We start from the raw sequence: 25,659 nt of genomic DNA, 5'->3' as shown, positions 1-25,659 counted from the left end.
TATTGTTCAGGCAAGGCTCATGCTAGGACGGGGCAATGGGGTGGACTATCCGCTGGGTGCAGACCTTTATCCGTTTAGTGCAGAACGCATTTTCGGAATCGGACTACATAACTGCTTACAACTTCTGCCATAGACTGCCCGCCTGACTACAAGGAGTGGTTTCTATGGCTAATCACGGTTACATGACCCTAAACGGAAAAGCTCAAGGCTTGATTTCAGCGGGTTGCTCAACCCAGGACTCTATCGGCAACAAGTATCAGGTAGCGCACACCGATGAAATCATGGTGCTGTCCTACAGCCACAACATCACTAATATCGGGAACATCAAAAAGTCGACGCATAGCCCGATCATCATCACAAAGGCCGTCGATAAATCATCACCGCTGCTTGCTCAAGCGCTTTCAAACAGAGAAGAAATCAACTGCACGATCAGTTTCTATCGCGTGTCGGCTTTTGGCATGCAGGAAAAGTTTTATACCGTGTCGATCAATGGCGGAGTTATTGCCGACCTGACGCTTGAAATGCCTCATGCCATTTTTCAAAACGACGCCGAGCCCCAGGAACAGGTGGCTATTCGTTACCGCGACATCACCTGGACCCACCACTTGGCAAAAACCGCGGGTTACAGTTCGTGGGGCGATGAAGGATGAGTCCGAATCGTCATGAGTATTGGGACGTCAACAGTGCCGCGGGCAAACTGGTGGGGCAAGCTCGCACTCTTGCTACTCGTCATCTTGCGCAAGGTTTGTTGCGTGAGCGGTTCAATCGGGAAGTCGCCTTCTATGCAAAGCGCGTTGCGGACGATGTCGCGCAGGGCAACAAAACGCCGGAGCAAGGCTTGCAGGCGCTTGTGCAAGAACAACGAGACCTGCTTAGCCAATCGCAAGCCGTTAGGCGAAAAGCTCAGGGCGCGATCAATGAACGGGTTAAAAGAATCCCGAACTCAACGCTCATACAGCCTTCATTAAAACCCGACCCGGAACGTTTATTGCGCTTTGTCCATGCTCAAAGCCTCGAGTCGACGACCGCGAATTCGCCCGACGCATTGAGGGCAACCTCTTCGCCGCATCCAGTCTCGGACTTGAAGTTTTTTCCTCAAGAGCAATGGCCTGCGGCCGTCCCACAAGAAGAACCAGGGTTCTACGTCGTCCCCAGGAGCACTACCGCTGACAAACTGGAGGCTCAGCTTTTCACTTCAGCCTCCCCCGCCGTCATCGCCAAATTCAAGGCCCTGAATCCGAATCTGGATCAGGTGAAAGCCGGAACAATGATTGTTCTCAGCGATCCGAACAATCATCTATGTACCTTCGAAGAAGCGCAGTTGATGCAAGCGGCGGGTAATGTAAATAAAGCCTTGGAGCCTCTCAGTTCAGAAGAAGCCGATTTCATGGCGCGTCACCATGACGAAATAGCCTTCTTTCTTTCCAAGGGTTCAGTCGGTGCCAGCTTCGGACTGTCCATGTTCGCGAAGAACCTGAACGACGTGAAGGTCATTCTGCGTGACATCGAGAGTTTGCATACACGAACTTTTCAAGCCAATGGCCACCTCAACTCCGCCGAGTTTTATGCGGAACGCAAACGCCTGCTGGCTCAGTTGAATACCCAGCTCACCAAACTGACAAAAAAGAGCATTGGCTTTCCGGATCATCCCAATCTGAAAGCCGTATTGGGTATATCGACTAAAAGTCTTGTTCATCGCTGGAGAAAAGCTGGGGCTGTTGGACAGATCCCTGGTTATGCCACGCATATTGAAGGCGTTTCGAAAGCGGCGAAGTATGTCAAATATGGCGGTTGGATTGGTACTGCGGTGGGGGGTGGAGCGTCAGTTATCAAGGTTCAGGGAGTTTGTGCGGAAGGGAATGTGGAGGCCTGTGAGAAGGTGAAATTTACCGAAGCTGGTGGTTTTTCCGGCGGAGTGGCAGGCGGAGCCATGGCTTCAGCAGCAATTACCGGCTCGACTATAGGTTGGGTCTGCGCAGCACTTTCCGTACCGACTGGCGGGACAGCTGCTCTTGTATGCGGTCTAGTGGTAGTCGGTGTCGGCTCTATTGTCGGAGGCGTCGGTGGAGGCAAAGGGGGAGAGTTAATTGGAGAGAAAATTTATGAGATCACTAAATGAGTGCCGAGACCGTTGATTTATTAATTGCCTGCATCGGACTAATCTATTTTGCAGCTGCATTAGTTTGGATAGGCGTCGCATTACATATGGCCTACACAAAGATGGATATGATGCTAGATCTTTATAAAAACTGTAAGGCGATCATGGTCCGAGCACCTCTCAGACACGGTGGCCCATGGGGAAATCTAATGCTCATAGGAGGTATTTCTGGAATTGTAACCTTCCCAAACTTTTATCTAAAAAGAGGAGAGTTAAGTTTAGAAGATTTGAAAAACACTCCGACTAGATTGAGACGTAAACTGGCCATTTTGCAGTGGAGCGTATGGGGCCTTTTATTGGTAATGTCGGGATTCGCGATCATAGCTATATTCGACCTTGCTTGAACATACGATTGGGTCTGCGCGGGCTTAGCAATCCCGACTGGAGGAACGGCAACTCTCGCATGCGGCCTGATAGTAGTCGGGACAGGTTCTTTTGCAGGTGGGTTTTTAGGTGGAATAGGGGAGAAGCATTAGGCGAATTAATATATGAGAATACAAATGGACAGCATTGAAATAGTTATCGGTTATTCATCCGGGGTGGTGATTATCGCGATGTTTATTTGGATCGTCGTAATGCTACATGTGGCATACACAAAAATGGATTTTATCCTGGATCATTTGAAAAACTGCTCAGCCATCACGGTTCGTACTCCGCTCAGGCACGGTGGTCCGTGGGGGAACTTGATGCTTGTAGGAGGAATTTCAGGAATTATCACGTTCCCCGGATTCTATCTCAAAAGGGGCGAACTAAGCCCAGAAGACTTGCAAGCCTTCCCTCGCGTACTAAAACGTAAGTTAATAATTATGCACTGGAGCGCACTGGGGCTTCTCGCTACACTAGTTTTACTTGTACTGATTGGAAACTCCGGACTGCTCTATTGTTCGGCGAGTCTATTTTGTAGATAAAAAATCCACGAGATCATTAAATGAGCATAAGCACCGCTGACAAAATACTTCTTTGTGTCGGTTTAATTGACTTTGTGGGCATATTCATAATAATCGGCATATCACTCCACCTTGCCTATACAAAAATGGATGTGATGCTAAATCACCTGCAAAATTGCCCCGCAGTTATGATTCGAGCACCGCTCAGGAACGGCGGACCTTGGGGGAATATGTTTTTACTGGGCGCCATAATGGGAGTAATGACTACACCTCGCCTTTACCTACGCGATGGAGGTGCCAGCGCGGAGGACTTGAAGAACTTCCCTGCTGTCTTAAGGCGAAAGCTGATTGTTTTACAGTGGACCGGCTGGGGATTTTTACTCGTAATGTTTGGCCTTGTCGCAGCCGCTGAGCTTGAACTAGTCTGAAAAAATCTTTATCCCTTTTGCAGGCAAATCAGTTTGGATAACCGGTGGATGGGCTAACTTCGAGAGGCCCGTGAAGCCTCCCTGCATCTCAATCCCGCCGCTTCAGCGTATCCGACGGCAACTCCCCAAACTGCTTACGGTAGTTATCGGAAAACCGTCCCAAATGCAGAAATCCATAATCCATCGCCACTTCCGTGACATTACGCACGTTGCACGTCGGGTCACTCAGGCAGGCGTTGATGCGCTCAAGGCGTTTTTGCCGGATGTAGTTTTTCGGTGTGGTGCCGGCGTTGCGTTCGAACAATCCATACAGCGACCGCAGACTCATCCGCGCCTGGCGCGCCAGTTCTTCGCTGTCGATGTCCTGTTTGAGGTGGCCCGCGATGTAGTCAGCAATCACCTCGAACGTGGCCGTCTGTGAGCCGAGACTGATCCGGCTGACATTGGTCTTCATCAGGCTGAGCATCTTGCTGACGATGATCTGCGCGTAGTGCTCCTGCACCTTGGGAATCTGCTCGGTGGCCTCGGCTTCCTGGCAAATCATCGCCAGCAGAGCGACAAAGCCTTCCAGTTCATTGAGCTGATAACGGTTCTCCAGAAACCGCACGCCCTGCCCCGGATAGCGCCAGCGCTGCTCATCGCACACGGATTCCAGCAACTGGGTGGGGACTTTGAGGATGAATTTTTCGCAATCGTCGGAATACGTCAGGTCCACCGGATCATCGGGATTGATCAGCAACAACTCGCCGGGCGCGAAGTAGTGTTCCTGGCCGTGCCCGCGCCACAGGCAATTGCCGCGCAACAACACTTGCAAGTGATAGATGCTTTCCAGCGCGCCCGACGTGACGCGCACGCTGCCGCCGTAACTGATGCGGCACAGGTCGAGGCTGGCAAACTTGCGGTGATTGAGGCTGGCCAGCGGTCGCCCGGCCCGGGGCATCAGAATGCAATGGTTACCGACATGCTGATTGACGTACCCCGACACCGCGTAAGGGTCGGCGTGGTCGAATACGGTGCTGCGCTGACTCAACAGTTGCGCTTGCATCATCGGGTCACTCTCATTGTTGTTATAGGTTGCGTCGGGGCATTCTAGAACAGTGCGTGCAACGGTGTGTCAGTAGGCCGACGTGCTGCCAGCCGATTAACCGAAACCCGTGTGGGAGCGGGCTGTGGCGAGGGGATTTAGCGAAACGTCGCACCGCCCCGTTGGGTGGCGCAGCCGCCCCAAAATCTTGGGCCTGCTTCGCAGTCCAGCGGGGATAAATCCCCTCGCCACAGCCGCTCCCACAAGGTCGGGTTCGATCACATCACTCTGTCAGTCCTCGAGCGCGCGGACCCGCTCGTGGCGTTGCTGCTCGTCGGGTTGCGCGGAGGTCTGCAAGGTGAAATCGAAGTCGATTTCGGCAAAACGACCGCTGACACCGTGCGCCGCTGCGCGCTGTGGATCGTCGCTGAAGGTGATTTTGGCAATCAGCTCGTCACGGGTGGCATAGGCGAAATCGTCGTGCAGGTATTGATCGCCATCGAGGTTGATCTGGGTGGTCAGGTGACGATGATCCGGCGCGGAAATGAAGAAGTGAATGTGCGCCGGCCGTTGACCATGACGGCCCAGTTGATCGAGCAATTGCTGGGTCGGACCGTCCGGCGGGCAGCCATAGCCCGACGGCACGATGCTGCGAAAGCGATAACGACCCTCGGCATCGGTGACGATACGGCGACGCAGGTTGAACTCCGATTGAGCGGTATCGAAGTAGGAGTAAGTGCCGCCGGTGTTGGCGTGCCAGACATCCACCACCGCGCCGGCCAACGGTTCGCCGGCGGTGTTCTTGACCTGGCCCTGCATGAACAGCACCACACCCGGATCGATGCCGTCATCCAGTCGCGCTTCGCCTTCCGACAGCGGCGCACCCGCCACGTACAGCGGGCCTTCGATGGTCCGCGGTGTGCCGCCAGCCTTGCCGGCCTGTTCATCTTCAGCGTCCATCAACAAGTCGAGATAATGTTCGAGACCGAGCCCGGCCACCACCAACCCGGCCTCTTGACGCGCACCCAGCACGTTGAGGTAGTTGACGGCTTTCCAGAACTCTTCCGGGGTCACGGCCAGGTCTTCGATGATGTTCACCGAATCGCGCAGGATGCGGTAAACCAGGGCCTTGACCCGCGGGTCGCCGGCGTCGTTGTGCAGGCCGCTGGCCTCTTCGAGAAACTTCTGGACGCTGGCAGTGTGGGAAATCTTGACGTTCATTTTGGTGGGTTCCTCATCTTGTAATTATTAGCGTAGCGAACTGAACAGGCTGGGTTCAGCGGTCATCTTCGCGAATGGAAGAAGGATGCCGGCACATCGCATCGACCTCGATCGCCATGTATGGAAACAGCGGTAATTGCATGAGTAAGTCGTGCAGTTCCTGCACGCTGTCGACGTCGAAAACGCTGTAATTGGCATAGTGCCCGGCGATGCGCCACAGGTGACGCCACTTGCCTTGCTCTTGCAGGCGCTGGGCCAGGGCTTTTTCGTCAGCCTTCAGCTTCGCGGCTGCTTCGGGATTCATATCGACCGGCAGGTTCACGGTCATTTTTACGTGGAACAGCATGATGCTCTCCTCAGGCTTGATGAATGGCAGTGGACGTTTTGTCACGACGGAAGAACGCCAGACGTTCTTCATCGAGGTTCAGGCCCAGCCCCGGTGTTTTCGACACGTGCAGCTCAAAATCGCGATAGACCAGCGGCTCGCTGAGAATGTCTTCAGTCAGCAGCAATGGACCGAACAACTCGGTATCCCACGCCAGCTTATTCAGCGTGACAAACGCATGGGCCGAGGCCAGGGTGCCGATGCCACCTTCGAGCATGGTGCCGCCATACAGGCCGATACCGGCCGCTTCGGCAATCGCAGCGGTTCGCAACACGGCGCGCGGGCCGCCGTTCTTGGCGATTTTCAGGGCGAACACCGAGGCTGCACCTTCACGAGCCAGGTTGAAGGCGTCTTCCACGCACTCGATGGATTCGTCGGCCATGATTGGCGCCGGGCTCATGGCATTCAGGCGCGCCATGCCGGAGCGGTTGTTGCGCGAGATCGGCTGTTCGATCAGGTCGATGCCGTTGGTTCCCAGGATCCGACAGGCGCGCAGCGCGACCGCTTCATCCCAGGCCTGATTGACATCGACCCGCACACTGGCGCGGTCGCCCAAGGCTTTCTTGATTGCAATGACGTGAGCCAGGTCGCGGTTGACTTCGCCGGCACCGATTTTCAGTTTGAAGATCCGATGGCGGCGCAGGTCGAGCATTTTTTCCGCTTCGGCGATGTCCTTGTCGGTATCGCCACTGGCCAGGGTCCACGCCACTGGCAGGGCATCGCGAACGCGGCCGCCCAACAACTCGCTGACCGGCAGCCCAAGGCGTTTGCCCTGAGCGTCGAGCAAAGCGGTTTCGATACCTGATTTAGCGAACGTGTTGCCCCGGATGCTGCGCTCCAGGCGCAACATCGCGGCGTTCACGTTGGTGCTGTCCTGGCCCAGCAGCAGCGGCGCGAAGTGTTTGTCGATGTTGGTCTTGATGCTGTCAGGGCTTTCGTTGCCATAGGCCAGGCCACCGATGGTGGTGGATTCGCCAATGCCTTCGATGCCGTCGGCGCAGCGCACGCGAATGATCACCAGGGTCTGGTTCTGCATGGTGTGCATCGCCAGCTTGTGCGGGCGGATGGTCGGCAGATCGACGATGATCGTCTCGATCGATTCAATGGCTGTTGCAAGCATGTCAATACCCGTCAGGTTCTTAAAGTTCTGGAACCGATTCTGGTACGGCTTTTTTCGGGAAGCCAATATAGAATTGGTCTGACTTGATACCTTTAAGGTATGCAATCGACTTGCGACTGGAGGCCCCATGGAACTGCGTCACCTGCGGTATTTTCAGGTGTTGGCTCAAACCCTCAATTTCACCCGTGCCGCTGAACTGCTGCACATCGCCCAGCCGCCACTGAGCCGGCAGATGCAGCAATTGGAGGATGAACTCGGGGTGTTGTTGCTGGAGCGCGGGCGGCCGCTGAAGCTGACCGATGCCGGACGGTTTTTCCATGAGCACTCCACCGCCCTGCTCGAGCAATTGAGCAAGGTGTGCGACAACACGCGACGGATCGGTCTGGGCGAAAAGACCTGGCTGGGCATCGGTTTTGCCCCGTCGACGCTCTACGGCGTGCTGCCGGAGCTGATTCGCCGTTTGCGCAGCGGCGAGCCCCTGGAGCTTGAACTGGGGCTCTCGGAAATGACCACGCTGCAACAAGTGCAGGCGCTCAAGGCCGGGCGTATCGATATCGGTTTCGGCCGAATTCGCATCGACGACCCGGCGATCATCCAGACTGTATTGACCGAAGACCGACTGGTCGCCGCCCTCCCCGCCGGTCACCCATTACTGGCCGGGCCGATCAGCCTTCGCGAATTGGCGAAAGAACCCTTCGTGCTGTACCCCGGCAACCCGCGCCCGAGCTACGCCGACCATGTGATCGCGTTGTTCGAATCCTATGGCGTGAGCATCCATGTGGCGCAATGGACCAACGAGCTGCAAACAGCCATCGGTCTGGTGGGAGCGGGAATCGGCGTCACCCTGGTGCCGGCCTCGGTGCAGTTGCTGCACCGCGACGACATTGGTTTCACGCCGTTGCTGGAAGACAACGCGACCTCGCCGATCATTCTCAGCAGACGCGTGGGCGACGTATCGCCGGGGTTGAATCATTGTTTGCAGATGATTGATGAACTGCAACCGCGGGCCTGATCCGCAATGCGACCTGCTTCAGCCGGCAAAGGCCCGGCGACCAGCGCGCATCTCGATGCGCAACTCGCCTATCAGATTGGCGATAGCGCGAATGCTGGTCAGCCGTTCGGGTGATACACCGGTAATCAACAGAACAATGCGCCCGGTGGCGGGTTCGTAGACTTTGATCCGTAACGTTCCGTCGGGATTCACTGTGCAGGCGCAGGAAAGCGGTTGAAAACCGGACTCGACAATGCGGCAAAGCTCAGGAACTGAAACCATGACTGGCGCCTCCGTGGCTGGTAATCGGATCCAACTTGCTCAGCATAGATGGGCTTTTCCCATCCTGCGCCTGCCAATGCTCAAAATAAGTGTTAGCTGTTTCTCACTTTGGCGACCTTTCAGTGAGAATCCGCACCCCAGATCCAATTCCAGAGCCCCGGTAACTCAACCGGCTGCGAACTGTCGCGAACAGTACGCGCCATGGCGGCCCGTTGCAGCGCTGCCGTGTCGTCGTAAAACGGCTTTTCTGCGGTTTTCACACCGGTCGCCTGTGCGCTGTCGAGGAGGATTTGCAGGTACTCCCGCATATGCCGGGCGGTATAGCGATTGAGATCGTGGAACGTCACCACCACCGGAATCACCCCGTCCACCACCGGTAACTCGCCACGGGCGATGCGCTCACGCACTTCGGACATTGTGCGCAAGAAGTGGGCCCGCCGCCGGGGGCTGGCGTTGAAGCCCCAGATCTTGCCGTCATTGGCGCTCAGGTCGGTCAGCAGCACATGCAGGCCGTGTTGCTGATAGGCCGCGAAGGTGCGCTTGTCGTAGTTCCAGAATGGCGGGCGCACCAAGGTCGGTGGCTCGCCAGTGATCGCAGCGATGTCGGCGCTGCCGTTGGCGAGGGACTGTTCCAGTTCTTGCGGATCCAGGGATCGATGATTGGTGTGCCCGGGCGTGGCCGTGTGGAAGCCCAGGATCTGACCTTCGGCCTGTTCGCGGTGCATGACCTGGCGCCCTATTTCACTGCCGCCCGCTCGTGAGGCACGGGTCTGCACGAAGAACACCGCTTTGAGGTTCGGCTGCACCGGGTTCGTCGCCAGACTGTCGAGCACCGTCATCGTCGGATTCCAGAAACTCGAGGCGCTGGGACCGTCGTCGAAGGTCAGCAGAAAACGGATCGGTGGTTGCGCGCTCAGACGCTGTTCGGTCTGCGGCGTCATTTCGATGGGTGAAGCGATGCACCCCACCAGCCCTGTGGCGATGATGAGTGCAGAGAGAACCTTGAACAGCCATTTCATGTTTTGCCCATTTATCCTTCGTCGGCCCCGCAGGTCGCTGCGGGCCGAGGTTGGATCAGGGTACACAGGGTTTGGTTCCAGTGCTGCCCGGCATCGTGGGTTACTGGGCAAACGCCTGCTGAAACGAGCTGTCGATAATCGGCGCAGTCGCCAACGCAGCCGGCAGCGCTTTTACCTTGAACAGGAAGTCCGCGGTGCTTTGCAGATCCTTTGCTGCCAGCGCATCCACCGGGCCAACGGTCATGTGAGCCTGGCGCAACCAATGGCGCGAAACGTTCTGGTCAAGGTTGGCTTTCTTCGCCCAGAGATCGGCGTACTCGTCGGTGTGGTTGTCGACCCAGGCCCGGGCCTTTTTCAGTCGCACCAGAAAGTCGGCAATGGCTTCGCGTTTGCTGTCGATCGACGGCGTCGAGGCCGCGATGGCGCTCAGGCCGGGCATCAGGTTCTTGGCGGTGAGGATCGGCCGGGCGCCGGAGAACAGAATTTGCTGGGAGATGTAGGGTTCCCAGACCGGGAATGCGTCGATGCTGCCCTGAGGCAACGCGGCGGCAGCATCGATCGGCATCAGTTTGATGAAGTCGACATAGTCTTCCGGCAGGTCGGCTGTTTCCAGGGCGCGCAGGGTCAGTTGCTGGCTCCAGGCACCGGGCCAGTAAGCGACTTTCTTACCCTTCAGATCGGCGATGGTTTTGACCGGCGAATCCTTGGGCACCAGCAAGGCGATGGTGTCGGGGTTCTGTCGCGACACACCGATCAGTTTCACCGGCGCCTGTTTGGCGGCGAGGAACAGAAACCCCGAATCGCCGAGAAAACCCAGATCCAGCGCACCGGTATTCAGCGCTTCAGCCAGCGGCGCGGCGGCCTGGAAGTGCTTCCAGTCGACGGTATACGGCGCGTCTTTCAGCACGCCCGATGCCTCCACCGAAGCGCGAACGTTGTAGTAGTTCTGATCACCGACATGCAAAACAACGGGCTCGGCGGCGTACGCCAATGGGGCGGCGAACAGTGCGCTGGTCAGCAGACTACACACGAATCGGGACAGGTTCATCGGAGGCTCCTTGAGGGTTATTGCGATAGACCATAACGCTCTTACAAGAAGCTTTTTAAATTCGATTAATGCATAAGCTCATGACCCGCAGCGAACAGTGTTTGCCTGGTAACAGGGACTGAACAGACTGTTTCCTCCTGAACAGAGCTGCGCGCATCAAAGCGCAGCAATTGGGTATTACACACATTCGTTGGAATGCGATCTGATTTAATAATCGCCCAATGAAAAAGCCCCGCATTGATAGCGTAATGCTGTTCACATAGGCGCGGGCCCAACATTTGTGGCGAGGGGATTTATCCCCGTTGGGCTGCGAAGCGGCCCCAGCGTCTTTTCAGACAGACTAAGTTGTCTGGATTACGACTGCTTCGCAGCCGAATGGGGATAAATCCCCTCGCCACAGGTTCTAGCTCGACTGAATAATGTCTTAAGTGAACAGTATTACGCTTTGATAGCGCGGGGCTTTTTTGTATGTGCAGCGCGGTCAAGGTTTCAGCGGACGTTCCTGGTCGCGATCTGACAGCTCTTTACCGTCGTCGGGGTGCTTCCAGTCCGGCGTCGAACGCCGTTGCCGTTCAATCTCTTCTTCCGTGGGTTCGTCATCCACATCTTCATCCGGATACGGACGCTTTGGATCATTAGCCATGCTCACCTCTCTTCCTGTAGGGGTCCTCTTTAAGCGTAGAACAATTTCGACGGAAACGACTTAGAGCCACCAACGCAGCAAAAAGAAGAACCCCATGCTCAACAACATGCTGAGCAACGTATTACGGGTGTAAAGCACCAGCCCCACCGCCACCAGCGAACTGATCAGGTACGGGTTATCCCACTGCAGATTCAGCTGCTTGTCCGGCATGAACACGATCGGCCCACAGATCGCCGTCAACATGCCCGGCACCGCAAACCCCAGGAACTGCCGCGCATTGCTGCTCAAGCGCACGGGCAGCCGCGGCTCCAGAAACACATAACGGTTGAGGAACACCAATAGCCCCATGCCGACAATCACCGCCCAGACCATCATGTGCGTCCACCGTAGAATTTGTTGCAGATAAAGCCTGCGGTCATGCCCGCCAACCCCGACAGCACCAGCGCCGAGCCCCATTGCCAGTAGCTGAACAGCACCGAGCAGAACAACGACACCGCCACGCACACCACGGTCGGCACGTTCCGCACCACCGGGGTGATCAGGGCGATAAAGGTCGCTGCGATGGAGAAGTCCAGTCCCAGATGTTCCAGCCCCGGAATGCTGCTGCCCAGCACGATGCCGGCCAGGGTGAAGAGGTTCCAGGCGATGTAGAACGTCAGGCCGACACCCAACGCGTACCAGCGGTTGAACTGTTGTTTGTCATGCGCACTGGTCAGGGCGAACAGCTCGTCGGTGAGCAAAAAACCGAGCCCCACCCGCCAGCGCCCCGGCAATGGCGAAATCACCGAACGCATGCTCATCCCGTAGAGCAAATGCTGGGAGGTCAGCAGCAGTGTGGTCAGCAGAATCGAAAAGATCCCGGCACCGCCCTTGAGCATGCCGATCGCCACCAGTTGCGCGGCTCCGGCGAACACGATGCTGGACAACCCCTGGCCTTGCAGGGGCGTGAGATTGGCCTCGATGGCCATGGAACCGGCCAGAAGTCCCCAGGGCGCGGTCGCCAGGGACAACGGCATGATCGCCGCAGCGCCGCGAAGAAAGGCATTGCGCGGCATGAGTGAATTGGACATAACGCTCTACAACCAGGGAAAGACCTCAGACTGTGCCAGCAGTCATGGTCGCTGGCTTGAACAATCTTGCGCACTTGTTCCGCGAATTTGTTCCGCGAACTTGTTCCACTCATCGGCTGCACGCTTGATTCACTACAGTAGTAGCAACATGATGGCGCAGTTTTTTCATCTTTGAGATCCGCCCCCCCTCATGAGCTCAATCGAAAGCGACAGCGACGTCTACAAAACCCTGCTTGAGTCGACCAAAGCAATCCCATGGCGGATCGACTGGAAGACCATGACTTTCAGCTACATCGGTCCGCAGATCGAGCGCTTGCTGGGCTGGAAGCAGGACAGTTGGGTGGGGGTCAATGACTGGGTCGAGCGCATGCACCCGGATGATCGCGACTACGTGGTGGAGTTCTGCGTTTCGCAATCGCGGGCGGGTGTGGATCACGAGGCGGACTATCGAGCGCTGACCCGCGACGGTGACTATGTGTGGATCCGCGATGTGGTGCACGTGGTGCGCAAGGACGGTGAAGTGGAAGCGCTGGTGGGTTTCATGTTCGACATCAGCGAGCGCAAGAAAACCGAAGAACACTTGAGTCGCCTGCAAAAGCAACTCGAAGAATATTCGTTCCAGGACGGACTGACCGGCATCGCCAACCGGCGCATGTTCGACACCGTACTGGAACGGGAATGGAGCAACGCTCAACGCACGGGATCACCGTTGTCGCTGCTGATTCTGGATATTGATTACTTCAAACAGTTCAACGACCACTACGGGCACATCAAGGGTGATGAATGCTTGCGGCGTGTCGCTCAGACCTTGTCCCTGGCGGCCAACCGGCCACGGGATTTCATCGCGCGGATCGGCGGTGAAGAGTTCGTCTGGCTGCTGCCGGAAACCGACGCCGAATCCGCAAGGCTGGTGGCAAATAAATGCCTGCACCTGGTTCGCCAGCAGCACATCCCCCACGAGTTTTCTGCGGTATCGAAGCGGCTGAGCCTGAGCCTGGGTGTCGGCACCACCATGGCATCGCTGCACGCGACGGCGCTGGAATTCGTCGAACAGGTGGACAAGTTGCTCTACAAGGCCAAGCACAACGGCAGGATGCGTGCGGAGCTCGCTGATTTTCGCGATTGACGAAAGGCGTGTCGCAGCGCCGAACAGCAGCAATCGATAGAGCACCAGCGGCCCGCCCGAGTACCATGGAGCCATTCGCATAACGCGTCAGGGAGTCGACATGCTTTACCGAATCGCCGCCGACGGGCTGGTCCTGTTCCACCTGTTGTTCATTCTGTTCGTGCTGTTCGGCGGGCTGCTGGTGCTCAAATGGCGCCCCCTGATCTGGTGGCACCTGCCTGCGGCTGTGTGGGGCGTGTCGGTGGAAGTCTTCCACCTGAACTGCCCGCTGACACAGTGGGAAAACCTCATGCGCGACGCGGCCGGGCAAACCGGTTACAGCGGCGGTTTCATCGAACATTACGTGTGGCCGGTCATTTACCCGGCAGGCCTGACACCGGCAATTCAGCTGGGACTGGGCAGCGTGGTGCTGGCGATCAACGTGCTGGTCTACTTTAGATTGATCAGGCTGTGGAGGTTACGTCGGGCCACCTGAACCCGATTCAAGGATTGCGCCCATGTTATCGATTGAAGGTCTCACCTGGCTGAAAGCCATCCGGGCAGTTGGCAGCCTTGTTTGAATTCAATTGGCAATGACGCTCATGTTCCGGCCACTGGCCTTGGCCACGTAGAGCGCCTTGTCAGCGGCGCCCACCAGGTCGTTGGGCTGGGCTTGTGACGCCGGATTGTAAGCGGCGACCCCCAGGCTGACCGTCACCGTACCTTCAGCCCCTTCACTGTGTTGGATGCCGGCTTGCTGAACCGCGCGACGGATTTTTTCCGCCACCAGAAACGCTCCCACATAGTCGGTCCCCGGCAGTACCACCGCAAACTCTTCGCCGCCATAGCGGGCAGCCAGGTCGCCGGGGCGCTTGATGTTGTCCCTGATGATCGTGCTGATGTTGCGTAAACACTCATCGCCGGCCACATGGCCGTAAAGATCATTGAAGCTTTTGAAGTGATCGACATCGATCATCAGTAGCGCGAGGTGGGTCTGGTTGCGCCTGGCGCGGCCCATTTCGGCGAGGATAAACAGATCGAACTGACGCCGGTTGGACAGCCCGGTCAGTGCGTCCTCCAGCGCCAGCAACTCAAGACTGCGGTTGACCTCGATGAGTTTTTCCTGCGCATCCAGCAATACGCCCTGCACGTGATTTTGCTGCTTCATGAGGCGAATGAGGCGATAACCGAGGACGCCCAGGACCCCCAGGAACAACGCGACGATCCCGGCACTGCGCAGTGCCTCCTCACGCCAGCCTGCCAGGACTTCTTCTTTATCCAACGCTGCAAAGATGATCAGAGGATAACCGGCGACCCTTCGAAACCCGACCACACGCTCGACCCCATCCACATAGGACGGGACCGTTGCCGTGCCTGAATCACCCTTGGGCAACAGTTGCGTAAACAGCGGTCCCTTGGCGACGCTGGTGCCGATGTCCGCTTCTTTGAATGGCCGGCGAACGACGATAGTGGCGTCGTCGGCGATCAGGTTGATCACGCCGTTACTGCCCATATCGATGCTGTTGTAGAGCACCAGGAAGTGGTTGAGATAGATCGTGGCCAGCGCCACGCCGGCAAAGCTGCCATCCGGATGATTGATACGGCGGGAAACCGTCATGATCCATTCGCCGCTCGAACGGCTCTTGATCGACGGGCCAATGTGAGGTCCACGATCGGGATGATCGCGATGGAAGATGAAATATTCGCGGTCGGCATTGTTTGCATTGGGCACGACGGCGCCATTGGAATTGGCGACCCAGTCACCTTTTTCGTCATAAACGAACAAGCCATGGAGCTGGCTCAATTCGCTGCGCTGGACCCTGAGCAATCGCTCCAGCTCAGGCAGCCGGGCCTGGTCGATGCCGTCGTTTTCGAGGCGATCCACCACGGTAAACAGCAGCGTGTCGGCCTGCTTGATCGACGCCTGTGCCTGCGAGGCCAACGTCTGCGCCAGGTTGGACATCACCACTTCCGTGTCATGCAGATGGTACTGGCGCGAGTTCCAGGCTTCCCAAATCACGATAGCCGTCATGGACAGGCACACCGCGACCAGCAGAGTCACCGCTGAGCGAACCTTGAGTGTGGCCCCGGTTTGCTCGGCGACCCAAGGCTCACCATGGCGGGATTGTTCAATTCGATTGTTAACGGACGGGTGACCCATGACGCTCCCTGAATATTGATCACAGGGCGAATCTTCCCGTTCGCCCTTTTTATGACCCCTGACGGGTATGAGCCGCCTGGTGCCAGACGACTATGCCTCATCAAACACCCGATAGGTGATTTGCGCGAGACTAATCTCACCTCCGGCTCGCCCAGGCTGCGGTTCAGCGTTTGTCGTTACTTGAGGCTTCCCGACAGAAACTGCTGCAACCGCTCGCTTTCAGGCTTATCCAGAACAATAGCCGGGGCCCCTTGTTCTTCAACCCGGCCCTGATGCAAAAACATCACATGGTTCGACACCTGCCGGGCAAACGCCATTTCATGGGTGACCACCACCATCGTCCGCCCCTCTTCGGCCAGCTGTTGCATGACCTTGAGCACCTCGCCCACCAGCTCGGGGTCCAGGGCGGAGGTCGGTTCGTCGAACAGCGCAATGGCTCCCTGAGCAATGCCGCGCTGTGCTTTACCGACTGCCTGTTGCAGGTCATTCGACGCCATGCCCGCTCGGCCAAAAAAGAAGACCGGGAACTGTTTGAAACCCTGCGTCTGCGGGTTTAAGCGCCATAACACGATCCCTGTAGCAGCTGCCGAAGCTGTGGCGAGGGGATTTATCCCCGTTGGGCTGCGAAGCGGCCCCTGTTTTTCCAGCCACACCGCGTCCAATAAATTACGACGGCTTCGCCGCCGAACGGGGCGGTGCGACGTTTCGCTAAATCCCCTCGCCACAGCTTCGCCAGCTGCTACAAGGTTTGCGTTGCGGCTGAAATGGCTTAGCTGATCGGCATTAGATCCAATGCTTTAGCGTGGCGTCTGCTTCACGGCCTCGATCCAGGCCGGATTCAATTGCATCTGATCAGTCCCGATGCCCAGCGCTTCCATCCGCGCCTTGTGCTGATCCATCTCCCGGGTCAATTGGCTGTGATCACTGGAGTTGCCGTCCAGCTCGTGCATCTGGCTCAAGCCCAGATGGTAGAAACGCAGCAGCTTCATGGCCGTCGGATCCTCCTTCTCCACCGCCGCCGTCACCTGATGCATGACGTTGGTGATGCTCATCAGGCTGCGCTTGAGCTGCCAGCCGTAAACCGCCGGGGCCATCCATGGCTGGGTCCAGAACATGCCGCGCATCAGCGCTGCCATCAGCAGCACCGACACAAACACCCCGCCGACGTTAAATCGCAGATTGTCGCCACCGGGTTCGCCGAACAGCGCCACCGCCGTGGTGGACAACACCATCGCCAGGGCCAGGAAAATCAAGGCTATGATTATCGTGCTGCGTCGCGTCTGGCTTCGATAGCGTTCGGGGTTCTGCGGCTGGATTTCGAACATCGCGACGGGGTTCCTTCAGGGCATGGGTAAAAAGACTGCGGGGCATTATCGCCTCTGCAGGGGATTTAGCTATGCTGGGGCTCCTTTTCATCTTTTCATCGTCAAACGGGGAAATGGCGATACAGCGCAGTTCGTGCCATCTTCTTTCATGGATACATACTATTCGGATGCCATTTGCCTGTATGAATGGCATCGTTTTAAGGATCATTGAATGACCCAACGACAAGTAATCAATGCCTCGGTCAGCCCAAAAGGCAGCCTGGAAACCCTTTCTCAACGTGAAGTACAGCAACTGAGCGAAGCCGGATCCGGCAGCACCTACACCTTGTTCCGCCAGTGCGCCCTGGCCATCCTCAATACCGGCGCCCATGTCGATAACGCCAAAACCATCCTCGAAGCCTACAAGGACTTCGAAATCCGCATTCACCAGCAGGACCGCGGCGTACGCCTGGAACTGCTGAACGCCCCGGCCGACGCCTTCGTCGATGGCGAAATGATCGCCAGCACCCGGGAAATGCTCTTCAGCGCCCTGCGCGACATCGTCTACACCGAAAACGAACTCGACGCCCAACGCATCGACCTGAGCACCTCCCAGGGCATCAGCGACTACGTGTTCCACCTGCTGCGCAACGCCCGCACCCTGCGCCCCGGCGTAGAGCCGAAGATCGTGGTGTGCTGGGGCGGCCACTCGATCAACACCGAAGAATACAAATACACCAAGAAAGTCGGCCACGAACTGGGCCTGCGCAGCCTCGACATCTGCACCGGTTGCGGTCCTGGCGTGATGAAAGGCCCGATGAAAGGCGCGACCATCGCCCACGCCAAACAGCGTATCCATGGCGGCCGCTACCTCGGCCTGACCGAGCCAGGCATCATCGCCGCCGAAGCGCCCAACCCGATCGTCAACGAACTGGTGATCCTGCCGGACATCGAAAAACGTCTGGAAGCCTTCGTCCGCGTCGGCCACGGCATCATCATTTTCCCGGGCGGCGCCGGCACGGCCGAAGAGTTCCTGTACCTGCTCGGCATCCTGATGCACCCGGACAACGCAGGCCTGCCCTTCCCGGTGGTCCTCACCGGACCGAAACATGCCGCGCCGTATCTGGAGCAACTGGATGCGTTTGTCGGCGCCACTTTGGGTGAAGCTGCGAAGCAACACTACGAGATCATCATCGACGACCCGGCTGAAGTCGCGCGTCAAATGACTGAAGGTCTGAAAGCGGTCAAACAGTTCCGCCGCGAGCGCAATGACGCGTTCCATTTCAACTGGCTGCTGAAGATCGACGAAGGCTTCCAGCGCCCGTTCGATCCAACCCACGAAAACATGGCCAACCTGAAACTGAGCCGCAACCTGCCGGCCCACGAACTGGCTGCCAACCTGCGCCGCGCGTTCTCCGGAATCGTCGCCGGCAACGTCAAGGACAAGGGCATCCGCCTGATCGAAGAGCACGGGCCGTACCAGATCCGTGGCGACGCGGCGGTGATGCAACCGCTGGATCAACTGCTGAAGGCCTTCGTTGCCCAACACCGGATGAAACTGCCAGGTGGCGCGGCGTATGTACCGTGTTATCAAGTGGTCGCGTAATTCGGCTAAAGATCGTTCCCACGCTCCCGCGTGGGAATGCCTCAACGGACGCTCTGCGTTCGGCTTTGGATGGGACGCGGAGCGTCCCGGGCTGCATTCCCACGCAGAGCGTGGGAACGATCAACTTGTGGCACTGATGCTCAGAGGTGATCGGCGTCGATCACTGCCTTGGCAAAGGCCTGCGGATCTTCCTGCGGCAAGTTGTGGCCGATGCCGCCGTTGATGAGTCGGTACTCATATTTGCCAGTGAAACGCTTGGCATAATCCTCGGCAGCCGGATGTGGCGCCCCGTTGGCATCACCTTCCATGGTGATGGTCGGCACCGTAATCACCGGGGCCTTGGCCAGCCGCTGCTCCAGCGCTTCATATTGAGGTTCGCCCTGAATCATGCCCAACCGCCAGCGATAGTTGAAGATCGTAATAGCCACATGATCGGGGTTGTCCAGGGCCACCGCGCTGCGGTCGAAAGTCGCGTCGTCGAACGTCCATTTCGGGGAGGCCAGCTCCCAGATCAACCTGGCGAAGTCGTGGCGATTTTTTTCGTATCCGGCCTGGCCACGTTCGGTAGCGAAGTAGAACTGGTACCACCATTGCAGCTCAGCCTTGGGCGGCAACGGATTCTTGCCGGCGGCCTGATTGCCGATGAGGTAGCCGCTCACCGAAACCAGCGCCTCCACCCGCTCCGGCCAGAGCGCCGAAACGATGTCCGCCGAGCGCGCACCCCAGTCGTAGCCCCCGAGCACCGCCTTCTTGATCTTGAGCGCATCCATAAAGTCGATGACGTCACTGGCCAACGCGGCGGGCTGGCCGTTGCGAACCGTCTTGTCAGACAGGAAATGTGTGTCGCCGTAGCCCCGTGCATACGGGATCAGCACCCGGTAACCCTTGGCCGCCAACAAGGGCGCCACTTCGCTATAGCTGTGAATGTCGTAGGGCCAACCGTGCAGAAGAATCACCACCGGACCATCGGCGGGGCCGACTTCGGCGTAGGCCACGTTCAGCAACCCGGCGTTAACATGCTTAAGAGGGCCGAAGGCGTCCGCCTTGAGAGTGCCGGCGCTGGCCACCACTGGCTCTGGCGTCGTGGTTTGCGCATTGGCAGCACCAAGGGCACCTAACTGCATCAGCGCGAAAGCGAGGACCGATGGGCCAAAGAAACGACGACGTGAGTCGTTTTTTTTGCTCAACACATTCATCTTCATGGTGATTTCCCTGGAAGTCATTGACCTGGTGTTCTGGACGTCGTGAGTCAGCCATCGCGGGTTGATGAGCAGACTGCGCGTTCATCGGTTTTGACAGCGATCAGCGTAGTGGAAAGATCAGCTGCCCTGATTGCCGCACTCTGCGAATTTGCTGTAATCGAGGACTTTCTGCGTGCCGCTGGAATCGAGATAGGTCAGGCGGGCATCGACAATGCCGCAATGGCCGTCGCCGTTGTCGACGACGGAAACCACTTTCTTGATATCCAGGTGGGTGCCGTGAGAAGTTGTCTGCGACGGCGCTTGAACATCGGCATGGGCCGAAAACGCTGCAACGTTCAGGACCGCGAAGAAGCTGGCGGCAATCAGTGTGTTCCAGTTCATGGTGATTTCCTCAGGGTTGCAATGGGCAGTGGTTGTGAGGCAAGTCGTCTTGTCTCGGTGGAACCCATTTAATCGGCCCGAGGTATCTGCCATGTGTCGTAGAACCGGAATTAATAAGGCGTAAGGTGTCTCCGGGGGCAGCAGATACAGTGCGATACAAAGCGAACAACAAGAGGCTTGAGCGATGGAACATGTGAACCACATCCTGATCGTCGACGACGACCGGGAGATTCGCGAGCTGGTCGGCAATTACCTGAAAAAGAACGGGCTGCGCACCACCGTCGTCGCCGATGGCCGGCAAATGCGCAGCTTTCTCGAAGCCAATCAGGTGGACCTGATCGTGCTGGACATCATGATGCCCGGCGATGACGGCCTGCTGCTGTGCCGCGAATTGCGCTCGGGCAAACACAAAGCCACACCGATCCTGATGCTCACCGCACGAAACGACGAAACCGATCGCATCCTCGGCCTGGAAATGGGTGCCGACGACTACCTGACCAAACCCTTCGCCGCCCGCGAACTGCTGGCGCGGATCAACGCCGTGTTGCGCCGTACGCGGATGCTGCCGCCCAACCTGTTGATCACCGAAACGGGCCGATTGCTGGGCTTCGGCCGCTGGCGCCTGGACACCACCGCCCGGCACTTGCTCGACGAAGACGGCACGATGGTGGCCCTCAGTGGCGCCGAATACCGTCTGCTGCGGGTGTTCCTCGATCACCCGCAACGGGTGCTCAGCCGTGACCAACTGCTCAACCTGACCCAGGGTCGCGACGCCGACCTGTTCGACCGCTCGATTGATTTGCTGGTGAGCCGTCTGCGCCAGCGATTGATGGATGACTCACGGGACTCGACCTACATCAAAACCGTGCGCAGCGAAGGCTACGTGTTCTCCTACCCGGTGGAATTGCTCGGCGCAGAATCATGAAGCTCTGCCCCTGCAGAACCTGAGGAGACTTTTTCATAGGGTTTTGTATCCGTCTGTATAAGATGTGGCGTTGTTGTCAGGCGAGCGGCGAGTGCCTTGGCCTGGCTCGCGACGTCGGTCACTGCGGTGCTTTCCCACCACATGCCGCGCAACGGTGGGCCCATGGCGAACAGACGGCTGGCGGCTTGCTCATCGGCGCCTAACACCGCGCCATCGACTGCCGCCGCAATCCCCAGTGCCAACGGCCCCGGCCGGACAAGTCCGCGGGCCAGCAGTTGCTGTGGCAGCGGTCGAGCCACTCGCCGCCAGTCGTATTCGATGCCGCTGGAATTGATCAATGCCGCGCCGCTGACAATGCTGGTTTCTGCTTCACCCCGACGCCGAATGCGGATACTCACTGCGCTGTCCGCTGAAGGCTCCAGCCCTTTGAACGACGCGGCCTGAATCCGCAACCGCCCTTCCTTGTGCAATCGCTCTATCAGCTCGGCACTCAACGGCGGCGAGCGATGGTGATGACTTTCCCACCACGGCCGCACATGCCGCACAAACTGTCGACGCTGCACATCCGTTGCCTGATTCCACAAGCGGCCAATGTGCGCCCGTACGGTGTCGAGCGGCGCCTGCCAGTCGATGCCCTGAGCGATGGCGTCCCGGCAATGCCGACGCAGTTCGCGCACCAACTGTCGCGGTGTACGAATGCTCTGATCCTCGGCGAGAAAATCTGCCCAGGCCGGTGGCTGACGACGCACATGAGGCAGCAAGCCATGCCGGGAAAACACTTCGATCGGCCCGCGATGCCCGGCCTGTTCCAGCGACACCACGGCATCGACCATGGTCAGGCCCGAACCGATGATCAGCACGGTCGACTGCGGATCGAGTTGCTGCATGGCCGCGACGTCCCACGGATCTAGCGCCGCCGCGTTCAAGCCGCTGGACTCGGTCTGTGGCGTGCGCGCCGCGGGAAACATCCCCGTGGCCAACACCGCATAAGCGCCCTGCAAGTGTTGCCCGTCGCTCAACGTCAGCAACACAGAATCGTCCCGGGTCTGCAGGTCTACCACCTCGGCCCGCACATGCTCGACCGTTGACCCGTTCAACGCCCCCACCGCTTGCGCTTCGGCCAGGCGCTGCTGCACGTACAGGCCGAAAATCCCCCGGGGCGGGAACAATTCGCTGACCGGCACATGTTGCTCGTCAGACTCCGGCCAGCCGCCGGCCGCGATGTACTCGGTCAGCCATTGGGTCAGGTCATCGGCGTTGTCCGGGTCGACGCTCATCCGCGCCGCATTGCCGTTGAGCGTATGGCCCAGTTCGACCGCGCTGTACGCCTCGCCCCGTCCCAGTTCGGCGCGGGGTTCGATCACCAGCACCTGGCGTTTGCCCGGCAGGCGCAGCAACTGCGCCGCCAGCATTGCGCCGCTGAGGCCGCCGCCGACGATCAGGATGTCCGCGTGGCGGAAGGCGTCGGTTGCCTGTCCGCTTTGGGTTTCAGTCATGGCGTTCTCACTGCTCAGTGTTTACCTAAATAGAAGTCATGCAGATCGCCCCGCGCCAACAGCGCCTCGCTCTCCCCGGACAGCACCACTCGGCCGGTGTCGAGAACGTAGGCCGTCGTTGCGTACTTGAGCGCCACATTAATGTTTTGCTCGGCAATCAGGAAGCTCACCTGCTCCTCGCGATTGAGCTGGGCGACGATCTCGAAAATCTCCTGGACGATAATAGGCGCCAAACCCATGGAAGGCTCATCAAGCAGTACCAAAGTAGGACGCGTCATTAAGGCCCGGCCTATGGCGACCATCTGCTGCTCGCCCCCGGACGTCAGCCCGGCCTGGGTTTTACGCTTGCTTTTCAGGCGTGGGAACCAGGCATAGATTCGCTCCAGATCACGGGCCATGTCCTGACGACTCAAGCGCCGGACAAACCCGCCGCTACGCAGGTTGTCCTCGATCGTCAGTTGCGGGAACACATGCCGACCTTCCAGCACATGCACCATCCCTTGGCGCACTCGCAGGCTCGGATCGACGCCAGCCGTGTCATGCCCGAGAAACTTGATCGTCCCGCGACTGACCTCCGCCCGCTCGGCCCGAACCAACCCGGAAATCGCCTTGAGCGTGGTGCTTTTGCCCGCGCCGTTGGCGCCGAGCAACGCGACGATGCCGCCCTTGGGCACCGACAGCGACACTCCAGCGACGGCCAGGATCGCGCCGTCGTAGATCACTTCAATGTCGCTGACTTGCAACAGGTCATTGGCAGCAATGTCACTGGCGGCTTGGCTCATGGGTTATTCGTCTCCGTTGCAGGTGCGTGGCTTCAGGCCTTTTTCCTTGGCGAAGGCCGCGGATTTTTCATCGATCAAGGGACGCAGCAATGCGCGATCCGCCGCAATCCAGTCGCTGATCAACGTCCAGTTGGCGCCGTCCCATTGCTGCACCCGCGCTGAACCGCCACCTTCGTGGTCACGGCAGGACAGCTTGAGGTTCTGCATCAGGCCGAGGTAGCCCATGTCCTTGAGGCGCGCGTCGTCGATATTCAGATGTTCCAGACCCCAGCGTCCCTCTTCGCCATTCAAAGGACGCTTGCCGAATTTGCCTTGGGCCGTGCGAATCGCTTCCACCATCACTGCCGCGTTCACCAGCCCGGAGTTGTAGTAGACGCTGCCAAAATTCTTCAGGTCCTTGAGGTCGCTTTTGCCCTTGTCGAGGATGGACTGCTTGAGGCGTTTGTGGATCTCGAAATCAGTGCCGGCCGGGTACGGCGTCAGCGCCAGATAACCTTTGGCAGCGGCGCCTGCGGGCAATACGTCTTCGCTGGAACTGGCCCAGATGTCGCCGACGATATGGTCCACCGGGAAGCCGAAACGCGCGGCCGTCTTGACCGCCACCGGCGTCGACACGCCCCAGGTGCGCAGGAACACCCAGTCCGGGTTGACCTGGCGAATCTGTCGCCATTGCGCCGATTGTTCGTTGCCCGGATCGGCCACCGGAATCTGGATGTTTTCGAAGCCGTACTTCTCGGCCAGCAGCTTCAGCGGGCCGAGGGTTTCACGCCCATACGCCGAGTCGTGATAGACCGTGGCGATCTTCTTGCCCTTGAGTTTGTCGAAGCCGCCCTCGCGCTGGGCGATGTAGTTGATCAGGCTGGAGGCCTCGCTATAGAAGGTCAGCATCACCGGGAAGTTGTACGGGAACACCGTGCCGTCAGTAGCTTCGGTGCGACCGTAACCGAGGGTAATCAGCGGGATTTTGTCGACTTCCGCCCGCTCGCTCAGCGCATAGGCTGCCGGCGCGCCGTTGGGTGAATAGATCGCCACCGGGGCGCTATCCAAACCTTTTTTGAAGCGCTCGTAGCATTCGATGCCCTTCTCCGCCGTCCACTCGGTTTCGCATTCCTGCCAGACCAGTTTCACGCCGTTGATCCCGCCTTCCACATCGTTGATGTAGTTCAGGTAATCGAGCATGCCGGCCCACACTTGCACACCGCTGGAGGCGTAAGCGCCGACACGGTAAGTGGCCAACGGGAAGAATTGCTGGTCCGGCGAAGCCTGAACCATCGGCACCGCACTGCCGAAAACCGACAGCGTCAGGGCGGCGCCGGCCAGCGAACGTTTCAAGGATGCACGCATGTTGTCTCTCTAATCGTTGGGGAATTCAGAAGCGCAGCGGCCAGTGGCTCAGCCGCTCACGAAGGTTGCTCAACAGGCGGATCAGGCCTTCCGGTTCCTTGATCAGGAACAGGATGATCAGCACGCCGAAAATGATTTTTTGCAGGTTCTGCAATTGGCCGGCGTCCACCGAACCGCCGAACAACGCTTGCCCGGCGTGGCTGAGCAGGATCGGCAGCAGGCTGATAAACGCAGCGCCCACGAAGTTGCCGGCGATGCTGCCCATGCCACCAATAATGATGATGAAGAGGATCTGGAACGATCGATTGATATCGAAGCTGCTGGCGCTGGCGGTGCCCAGATAGGCGAAGGCCCACAGTGCCCCGGCGATGCCGAGGTAAAACGAGCTGACGGCGAACGCCAGGTGCTTGTAGCGCACCACCGGAATGCCGATCACAGCGGCGGCGGTGTCCATGTCGCGGATCGCCATCCAGTTGCGACCAATCTGGCTTTTCACCAGGTTCACCGCGACCCAGGTCAATAGCAGAACAGTGGTCAGGGTCAGCAGATAACGCCCCAACGGCGTGTTCAGGTCATGGCCGAACAGCGCCAGTTTGGGTGCGGAAATGGTCCCGGACGATCCGTAGTTGTAAAACCAGGGGAATTTGACGAACAACCACTCCAGAAAGAACTGTGCGGCCAGCGTGGTGACCATCAAGTAGAAGCCTTTGATCCGCGAACTCGGCAGGCCGAAGACAAAGCCCACCACGGCGCTGATCAGCCCGCCACCGAGCAAGGCGACCGGCAGGCCAAGTTCAGGCAACCGGAGCAAAAATCCATAGGTGGCAAACGCCCCGACCGCCATGAACCCGGCCGCACCGACCGAGGTCTGGCCGGTGTAACCCGTGAGCAAATTCAGGCCGAGCCCGGCCAGGGACAGCACCAGAAACGGAATCAGAATCGCGTTCAGCCAGTAGTCGTTACCGGTCAGCGGCACGACGACGAAAGCGATCAACAACAGGCCGAGCAGTCCAAGTGGCACACGGCGCTGGATCAACACCGACGGTGCGGTTTCGCGGGTAAGGGAAATTGACATGG

The 25,659-nt window shown here is 58.4% G+C and carries 29 protein-coding genes and 1 pseudogene; 11 read left to right on the top strand and 19 right to left on the bottom strand.

The window, feature by feature from the left end; translation table 11 throughout:
* The first annotated feature begins 164 nt into the window (after positions 1-164).
* The 5 genes from IB252_RS07265 (at position 165) to IB252_RS07245 (ending at position 3,473) form a co-directional block, all read left to right on the top strand.
* Complete coding sequence (locus IB252_RS07265; protein WP_192407826.1) at positions 165-650, top strand: Hcp family type VI secretion system effector; 486 nt, start codon at positions 165-167, stop codon at positions 648-650.
* Complete coding sequence (locus tag IB252_RS07260; RefSeq protein ID WP_192407825.1) at positions 647-2,119, top strand: hypothetical protein; 1,473 nt, start codon at positions 647-649, stop codon at positions 2,117-2,119. The genes IB252_RS07265 and IB252_RS07260 overlap by 4 nt, the downstream gene beginning before the upstream one ends.
* Positions 2,116-2,502, top strand: coding sequence for a hypothetical protein (locus IB252_RS07255; protein WP_192407823.1), 387 nt, complete (start codon positions 2,116-2,118; stop codon positions 2,500-2,502). The genes IB252_RS07260 and IB252_RS07255 overlap by 4 nt, the downstream gene beginning before the upstream one ends.
* Positions 2,503-2,658: 156 nt before the next feature.
* A complete protein-coding gene (locus tag IB252_RS07250) occupies positions 2,659-3,066 on the top strand; it encodes a hypothetical protein (RefSeq protein ID WP_192407821.1) in 408 nt (135 codons plus the stop codon).
* A 20-nt stretch (positions 3,067-3,086) separates the two neighbouring features.
* Positions 3,087-3,473, top strand: coding sequence for a hypothetical protein (locus IB252_RS07245; protein WP_192407819.1), 387 nt, complete (start codon positions 3,087-3,089; stop codon positions 3,471-3,473).
* Positions 3,474-3,561: 88 nt separating this feature from the next.
* Here IB252_RS07245 and IB252_RS07240 read toward each other — a convergent pair whose 3' ends face one another.
* The 4 genes from IB252_RS07240 to IB252_RS07225 form a co-directional block, all read right to left on the bottom strand.
* Positions 3,562-4,521, bottom strand: coding sequence for an AraC family transcriptional regulator (locus IB252_RS07240; protein WP_305729600.1), 960 nt, complete (start codon positions 4,519-4,521; stop codon positions 3,562-3,564).
* Positions 4,522-4,788: 267 nt separating this feature from the next.
* The gene (gene catA, locus IB252_RS07235; RefSeq protein WP_111452163.1) at positions 4,789-5,718 is read right to left on the bottom strand and encodes a catechol 1,2-dioxygenase; all 930 of its coding nucleotides are present in this window, start codon (positions 5,716-5,718) and stop codon (positions 4,789-4,791) included.
* Between the two features lie 55 nt (positions 5,719-5,773).
* Positions 5,774-6,064: a muconolactone Delta-isomerase gene (catC, locus tag IB252_RS07230; RefSeq protein ID WP_046047438.1), complete on the bottom strand. Its 291-nt coding sequence runs from the start codon at positions 6,062-6,064 to the stop codon at positions 5,774-5,776.
* 10 nt (positions 6,065-6,074) lie between these two features.
* Positions 6,075-7,223 carry a muconate cycloisomerase family protein gene (locus tag IB252_RS07225; protein WP_192407818.1) on the bottom strand — a complete coding sequence of 383 codons (1,149 nt, stop codon included), beginning with the start codon at positions 7,221-7,223 and terminating at the stop codon, positions 6,075-6,077.
* A gap of 127 nt (positions 7,224-7,350) precedes the next feature.
* On the opposite strand from IB252_RS07225, the gene IB252_RS07220 reads away from it, so the two are divergent.
* A complete protein-coding gene (locus tag IB252_RS07220) occupies positions 7,351-8,235 on the top strand; it encodes a LysR family transcriptional regulator (protein WP_008154539.1) in 885 nt (294 codons plus the stop codon).
* 18 nt (positions 8,236-8,253) lie between these two features.
* On the opposite strand, the gene IB252_RS07215 is transcribed toward IB252_RS07220, so the two are convergent.
* From IB252_RS07215 to IB252_RS07190, 6 genes are all read right to left on the bottom strand, one after another.
* The gene (locus tag IB252_RS07215; RefSeq protein WP_111452160.1) at positions 8,254-8,496 is read right to left on the bottom strand and encodes a DUF1652 domain-containing protein; all 243 of its coding nucleotides are present in this window, start codon (positions 8,494-8,496) and stop codon (positions 8,254-8,256) included.
* 119 nt (positions 8,497-8,615) lie between these two features.
* Positions 8,616-9,515 carry a polysaccharide deacetylase family protein gene (locus IB252_RS07210; RefSeq protein WP_192407816.1) on the bottom strand — a complete coding sequence of 300 codons (900 nt, stop codon included), beginning with the start codon at positions 9,513-9,515 and terminating at the stop codon, positions 8,616-8,618.
* A gap of 100 nt (positions 9,516-9,615) precedes the next feature.
* On the bottom strand, positions 9,616-10,563 hold the full coding sequence (locus IB252_RS07205; protein WP_192407814.1) for an ABC transporter substrate-binding protein: 948 nt from the start codon (positions 10,561-10,563) through the stop codon (positions 9,616-9,618).
* 481 nt (positions 10,564-11,044) lie between these two features.
* A complete protein-coding gene (locus IB252_RS07200) occupies positions 11,045-11,206 on the bottom strand; it encodes a hypothetical protein (RefSeq protein WP_008157331.1) in 162 nt (53 codons plus the stop codon).
* Positions 11,207-11,266: 60 nt separating this feature from the next.
* Complete coding sequence (locus IB252_RS07195; protein ID WP_165934021.1) at positions 11,267-11,578, bottom strand: AzlD domain-containing protein; 312 nt, start codon at positions 11,576-11,578, stop codon at positions 11,267-11,269.
* Positions 11,578-12,276: an AzlC family ABC transporter permease gene (locus tag IB252_RS07190; protein ID WP_192407813.1), complete on the bottom strand. Its 699-nt coding sequence runs from the start codon at positions 12,274-12,276 to the stop codon at positions 11,578-11,580. The genes IB252_RS07195 and IB252_RS07190 overlap by 1 nt, the downstream gene beginning before the upstream one ends.
* A gap of 190 nt (positions 12,277-12,466) precedes the next feature.
* Between IB252_RS07190 and IB252_RS07185 the strand changes: the two genes are divergently transcribed.
* Positions 12,467-13,402 (top strand): sensor domain-containing diguanylate cyclase, encoded by a 936-nt coding sequence (locus tag IB252_RS07185; RefSeq protein WP_192407811.1) that lies wholly within the window; start codon positions 12,467-12,469, stop codon positions 13,400-13,402.
* Positions 13,403-13,502: 100 nt separating this feature from the next.
* Positions 13,503-13,877, top strand: coding sequence for a DUF2784 domain-containing protein (locus IB252_RS07180; RefSeq protein ID WP_192407804.1), 375 nt, complete (start codon positions 13,503-13,505; stop codon positions 13,875-13,877).
* 87 nt (positions 13,878-13,964) lie between these two features.
* On the opposite strand, the gene IB252_RS07175 is transcribed toward IB252_RS07180, so the two are convergent.
* Positions 13,965-15,542, bottom strand: coding sequence for a sensor domain-containing diguanylate cyclase (locus IB252_RS07175; RefSeq protein ID WP_192407802.1), 1,578 nt, complete (start codon positions 15,540-15,542; stop codon positions 13,965-13,967).
* Positions 15,543-15,718: 176 nt separating this feature from the next.
* The gene (locus IB252_RS07170) at positions 15,719-15,910 is read right to left on the bottom strand and encodes a hypothetical protein (protein ID WP_412548163.1); all 192 of its coding nucleotides are present in this window, start codon (positions 15,908-15,910) and stop codon (positions 15,719-15,721) included.
* A 60-nt stretch (positions 15,911-15,970) separates the two neighbouring features.
* Between IB252_RS07170 and IB252_RS30090 the strand changes: the two are divergent.
* Positions 15,971-16,099, top strand: a pseudogene (locus tag IB252_RS30090) (LysR family transcriptional regulator); the annotation flags it as partial.
* Positions 16,100-16,339: 240 nt separating this feature from the next.
* Here IB252_RS30090 and IB252_RS07165 read toward each other — a convergent pair.
* Positions 16,340-16,867, bottom strand: coding sequence for a DUF3087 domain-containing protein (locus IB252_RS07165; RefSeq protein WP_192407800.1), 528 nt, complete (start codon positions 16,865-16,867; stop codon positions 16,340-16,342).
* A gap of 211 nt (positions 16,868-17,078) precedes the next feature.
* Between IB252_RS07165 and ppnN the strand changes: the two genes are divergently transcribed.
* Positions 17,079-18,452 carry a nucleotide 5'-monophosphate nucleosidase PpnN gene (gene ppnN, locus IB252_RS07160; protein WP_111452147.1) on the top strand — a complete coding sequence of 458 codons (1,374 nt, stop codon included), beginning with the start codon at positions 17,079-17,081 and terminating at the stop codon, positions 18,450-18,452.
* 140 nt (positions 18,453-18,592) lie between these two features.
* Here ppnN and IB252_RS07155 read toward each other — a convergent pair whose 3' ends face one another.
* Both IB252_RS07155 and IB252_RS07150 read right to left on the bottom strand, forming a co-directional pair.
* Positions 18,593-19,654 carry an alpha/beta fold hydrolase gene (locus IB252_RS07155; protein ID WP_111452146.1) on the bottom strand — a complete coding sequence of 354 codons (1,062 nt, stop codon included), beginning with the start codon at positions 19,652-19,654 and terminating at the stop codon, positions 18,593-18,595.
* Between the two features lie 117 nt (positions 19,655-19,771).
* Positions 19,772-20,035: a DUF2790 domain-containing protein gene (locus tag IB252_RS07150; protein WP_111452144.1), complete on the bottom strand. Its 264-nt coding sequence runs from the start codon at positions 20,033-20,035 to the stop codon at positions 19,772-19,774.
* Between the two features lie 184 nt (positions 20,036-20,219).
* On the opposite strand from IB252_RS07150, the gene IB252_RS07145 reads away from it, so the two are divergent.
* Positions 20,220-20,960, top strand: coding sequence for a response regulator (locus IB252_RS07145; protein ID WP_008151724.1), 741 nt, complete (start codon positions 20,220-20,222; stop codon positions 20,958-20,960).
* Here the strand turns inward: IB252_RS07145 and IB252_RS07140 are convergent.
* The 4 genes from IB252_RS07140 to IB252_RS07125 are packed head-to-tail and all read right to left on the bottom strand — an operon-like array spanning position 20,927 to position 25,657.
* Complete coding sequence (locus IB252_RS07140; RefSeq protein WP_225607342.1) at positions 20,927-22,456, bottom strand: FAD/NAD(P)-binding protein; 1,530 nt, start codon at positions 22,454-22,456, stop codon at positions 20,927-20,929. The genes IB252_RS07145 and IB252_RS07140 overlap by 34 nt on opposite strands.
* A gap of 14 nt (positions 22,457-22,470) precedes the next feature.
* Positions 22,471-23,238, bottom strand: a complete 768-nt coding sequence (locus IB252_RS07135) for an ABC transporter ATP-binding protein (RefSeq protein WP_192407798.1) — start codon at positions 23,236-23,238, stop codon at positions 22,471-22,473.
* 3 nt (positions 23,239-23,241) lie between these two features.
* The gene (locus tag IB252_RS07130) at positions 23,242-24,582 is read right to left on the bottom strand and encodes an ABC transporter substrate-binding protein (RefSeq protein ID WP_192407796.1); all 1,341 of its coding nucleotides are present in this window, start codon (positions 24,580-24,582) and stop codon (positions 23,242-23,244) included.
* Between the two features lie 25 nt (positions 24,583-24,607).
* Entirely contained in the window at positions 24,608-25,657 is a 1,050-nt protein-coding gene (locus IB252_RS07125) for a branched-chain amino acid ABC transporter permease (RefSeq protein ID WP_076030611.1), read from the bottom strand.
* Between the last annotated feature and the right edge of the window lie 2 nt (positions 25,658-25,659).

It is taken from the genome of Pseudomonas sp. PDM10 (genome assembly GCF_014852295.1).
GTDB lineage: Bacteria > Pseudomonadota > Gammaproteobacteria > Pseudomonadales > Pseudomonadaceae > Aquipseudomonas.
Note: the sequence above shows the minus strand (reverse complement) of the source record. Positions and strands in the feature narration are given on the sequence as shown.

Excerpts from the sequence above, each read along its gene's own strand:
- IB252_RS07265 (WP_192407826.1), top strand. The coding sequence starts at position 165 with ATGGCTAATCACGGTTACATGACCCTAAACGGAAAAGCTCAAGGCTTG.
- IB252_RS07260 (WP_192407825.1), top strand. The coding sequence starts at position 647 with ATGAGTCCGAATCGTCATGAGTATTGGGACGTCAACAGTGCCGCGGGC.
- IB252_RS07255 (WP_192407823.1), top strand. The coding sequence starts at position 2,116 with ATGAGTGCCGAGACCGTTGATTTATTAATTGCCTGCATCGGACTAATC.
- IB252_RS07250 (WP_192407821.1), top strand. The coding sequence starts at position 2,659 with ATGGACAGCATTGAAATAGTTATCGGTTATTCATCCGGGGTGGTGATT.
- IB252_RS07245 (WP_192407819.1), top strand. The coding sequence starts at position 3,087 with ATGAGCATAAGCACCGCTGACAAAATACTTCTTTGTGTCGGTTTAATT.
- IB252_RS07240 (WP_305729600.1), bottom strand. The coding sequence starts at position 4,521 with ATGATGCAAGCGCAACTGTTGAGTCAGCGCAGCACCGTATTCGACCAC.
- catA (WP_111452163.1), bottom strand. The coding sequence starts at position 5,718 with ATGAACGTCAAGATTTCCCACACTGCCAGCGTCCAGAAGTTTCTCGAA.
- catC (WP_046047438.1), bottom strand. The coding sequence starts at position 6,064 with ATGCTGTTCCACGTAAAAATGACCGTGAACCTGCCGGTCGATATGAAT.
- IB252_RS07225 (WP_192407818.1), bottom strand. The coding sequence starts at position 7,223 with ATGCTTGCAACAGCCATTGAATCGATCGAGACGATCATCGTCGATCTG.
- IB252_RS07220 (WP_008154539.1), top strand. The coding sequence starts at position 7,351 with ATGGAACTGCGTCACCTGCGGTATTTTCAGGTGTTGGCTCAAACCCTC.
- IB252_RS07215 (WP_111452160.1), bottom strand. The coding sequence starts at position 8,496 with ATGGTTTCAGTTCCTGAGCTTTGCCGCATTGTCGAGTCCGGTTTTCAA.
- IB252_RS07210 (WP_192407816.1), bottom strand. The coding sequence starts at position 9,515 with ATGAAATGGCTGTTCAAGGTTCTCTCTGCACTCATCATCGCCACAGGG.
- IB252_RS07205 (WP_192407814.1), bottom strand. The coding sequence starts at position 10,563 with ATGAACCTGTCCCGATTCGTGTGTAGTCTGCTGACCAGCGCACTGTTC.
- IB252_RS07200 (WP_008157331.1), bottom strand. The coding sequence starts at position 11,206 with ATGGCTAATGATCCAAAGCGTCCGTATCCGGATGAAGATGTGGATGAC.
- IB252_RS07195 (WP_165934021.1), bottom strand. The coding sequence starts at position 11,578 with ATGGTCTGGGCGGTGATTGTCGGCATGGGGCTATTGGTGTTCCTCAAC.
- IB252_RS07190 (WP_192407813.1), bottom strand. The coding sequence starts at position 12,276 with ATGTCCAATTCACTCATGCCGCGCAATGCCTTTCTTCGCGGCGCTGCG.
- IB252_RS07185 (WP_192407811.1), top strand. The coding sequence starts at position 12,467 with ATGAGCTCAATCGAAAGCGACAGCGACGTCTACAAAACCCTGCTTGAG.
- IB252_RS07180 (WP_192407804.1), top strand. The coding sequence starts at position 13,503 with ATGCTTTACCGAATCGCCGCCGACGGGCTGGTCCTGTTCCACCTGTTG.
- IB252_RS07175 (WP_192407802.1), bottom strand. The coding sequence starts at position 15,542 with ATGGGTCACCCGTCCGTTAACAATCGAATTGAACAATCCCGCCATGGT.
- IB252_RS07170 (WP_412548163.1), bottom strand. The coding sequence starts at position 15,910 with ATGCAACAGCTGGCCGAAGAGGGGCGGACGATGGTGGTGGTCACCCAT.
- IB252_RS07165 (WP_192407800.1), bottom strand. The coding sequence starts at position 16,867 with ATGTTCGAAATCCAGCCGCAGAACCCCGAACGCTATCGAAGCCAGACG.
- ppnN (WP_111452147.1), top strand. The coding sequence starts at position 17,079 with ATGACCCAACGACAAGTAATCAATGCCTCGGTCAGCCCAAAAGGCAGC.
- IB252_RS07155 (WP_111452146.1), bottom strand. The coding sequence starts at position 19,654 with ATGAAGATGAATGTGTTGAGCAAAAAAAACGACTCACGTCGTCGTTTC.
- IB252_RS07150 (WP_111452144.1), bottom strand. The coding sequence starts at position 20,035 with ATGAACTGGAACACACTGATTGCCGCCAGCTTCTTCGCGGTCCTGAAC.
- IB252_RS07145 (WP_008151724.1), top strand. The coding sequence starts at position 20,220 with ATGGAACATGTGAACCACATCCTGATCGTCGACGACGACCGGGAGATT.
- IB252_RS07140 (WP_225607342.1), bottom strand. The coding sequence starts at position 22,456 with ATGACTGAAACCCAAAGCGGACAGGCAACCGACGCCTTCCGCCACGCG.
- IB252_RS07135 (WP_192407798.1), bottom strand. The coding sequence starts at position 23,238 with ATGAGCCAAGCCGCCAGTGACATTGCTGCCAATGACCTGTTGCAAGTC.
- IB252_RS07130 (WP_192407796.1), bottom strand. The coding sequence starts at position 24,582 with ATGCGTGCATCCTTGAAACGTTCGCTGGCCGGCGCCGCCCTGACGCTG.
- IB252_RS07125 (WP_076030611.1), bottom strand. The coding sequence starts at position 25,657 with ATGTCAATTTCCCTTACCCGCGAAACCGCACCGTCGGTGTTGATCCAG.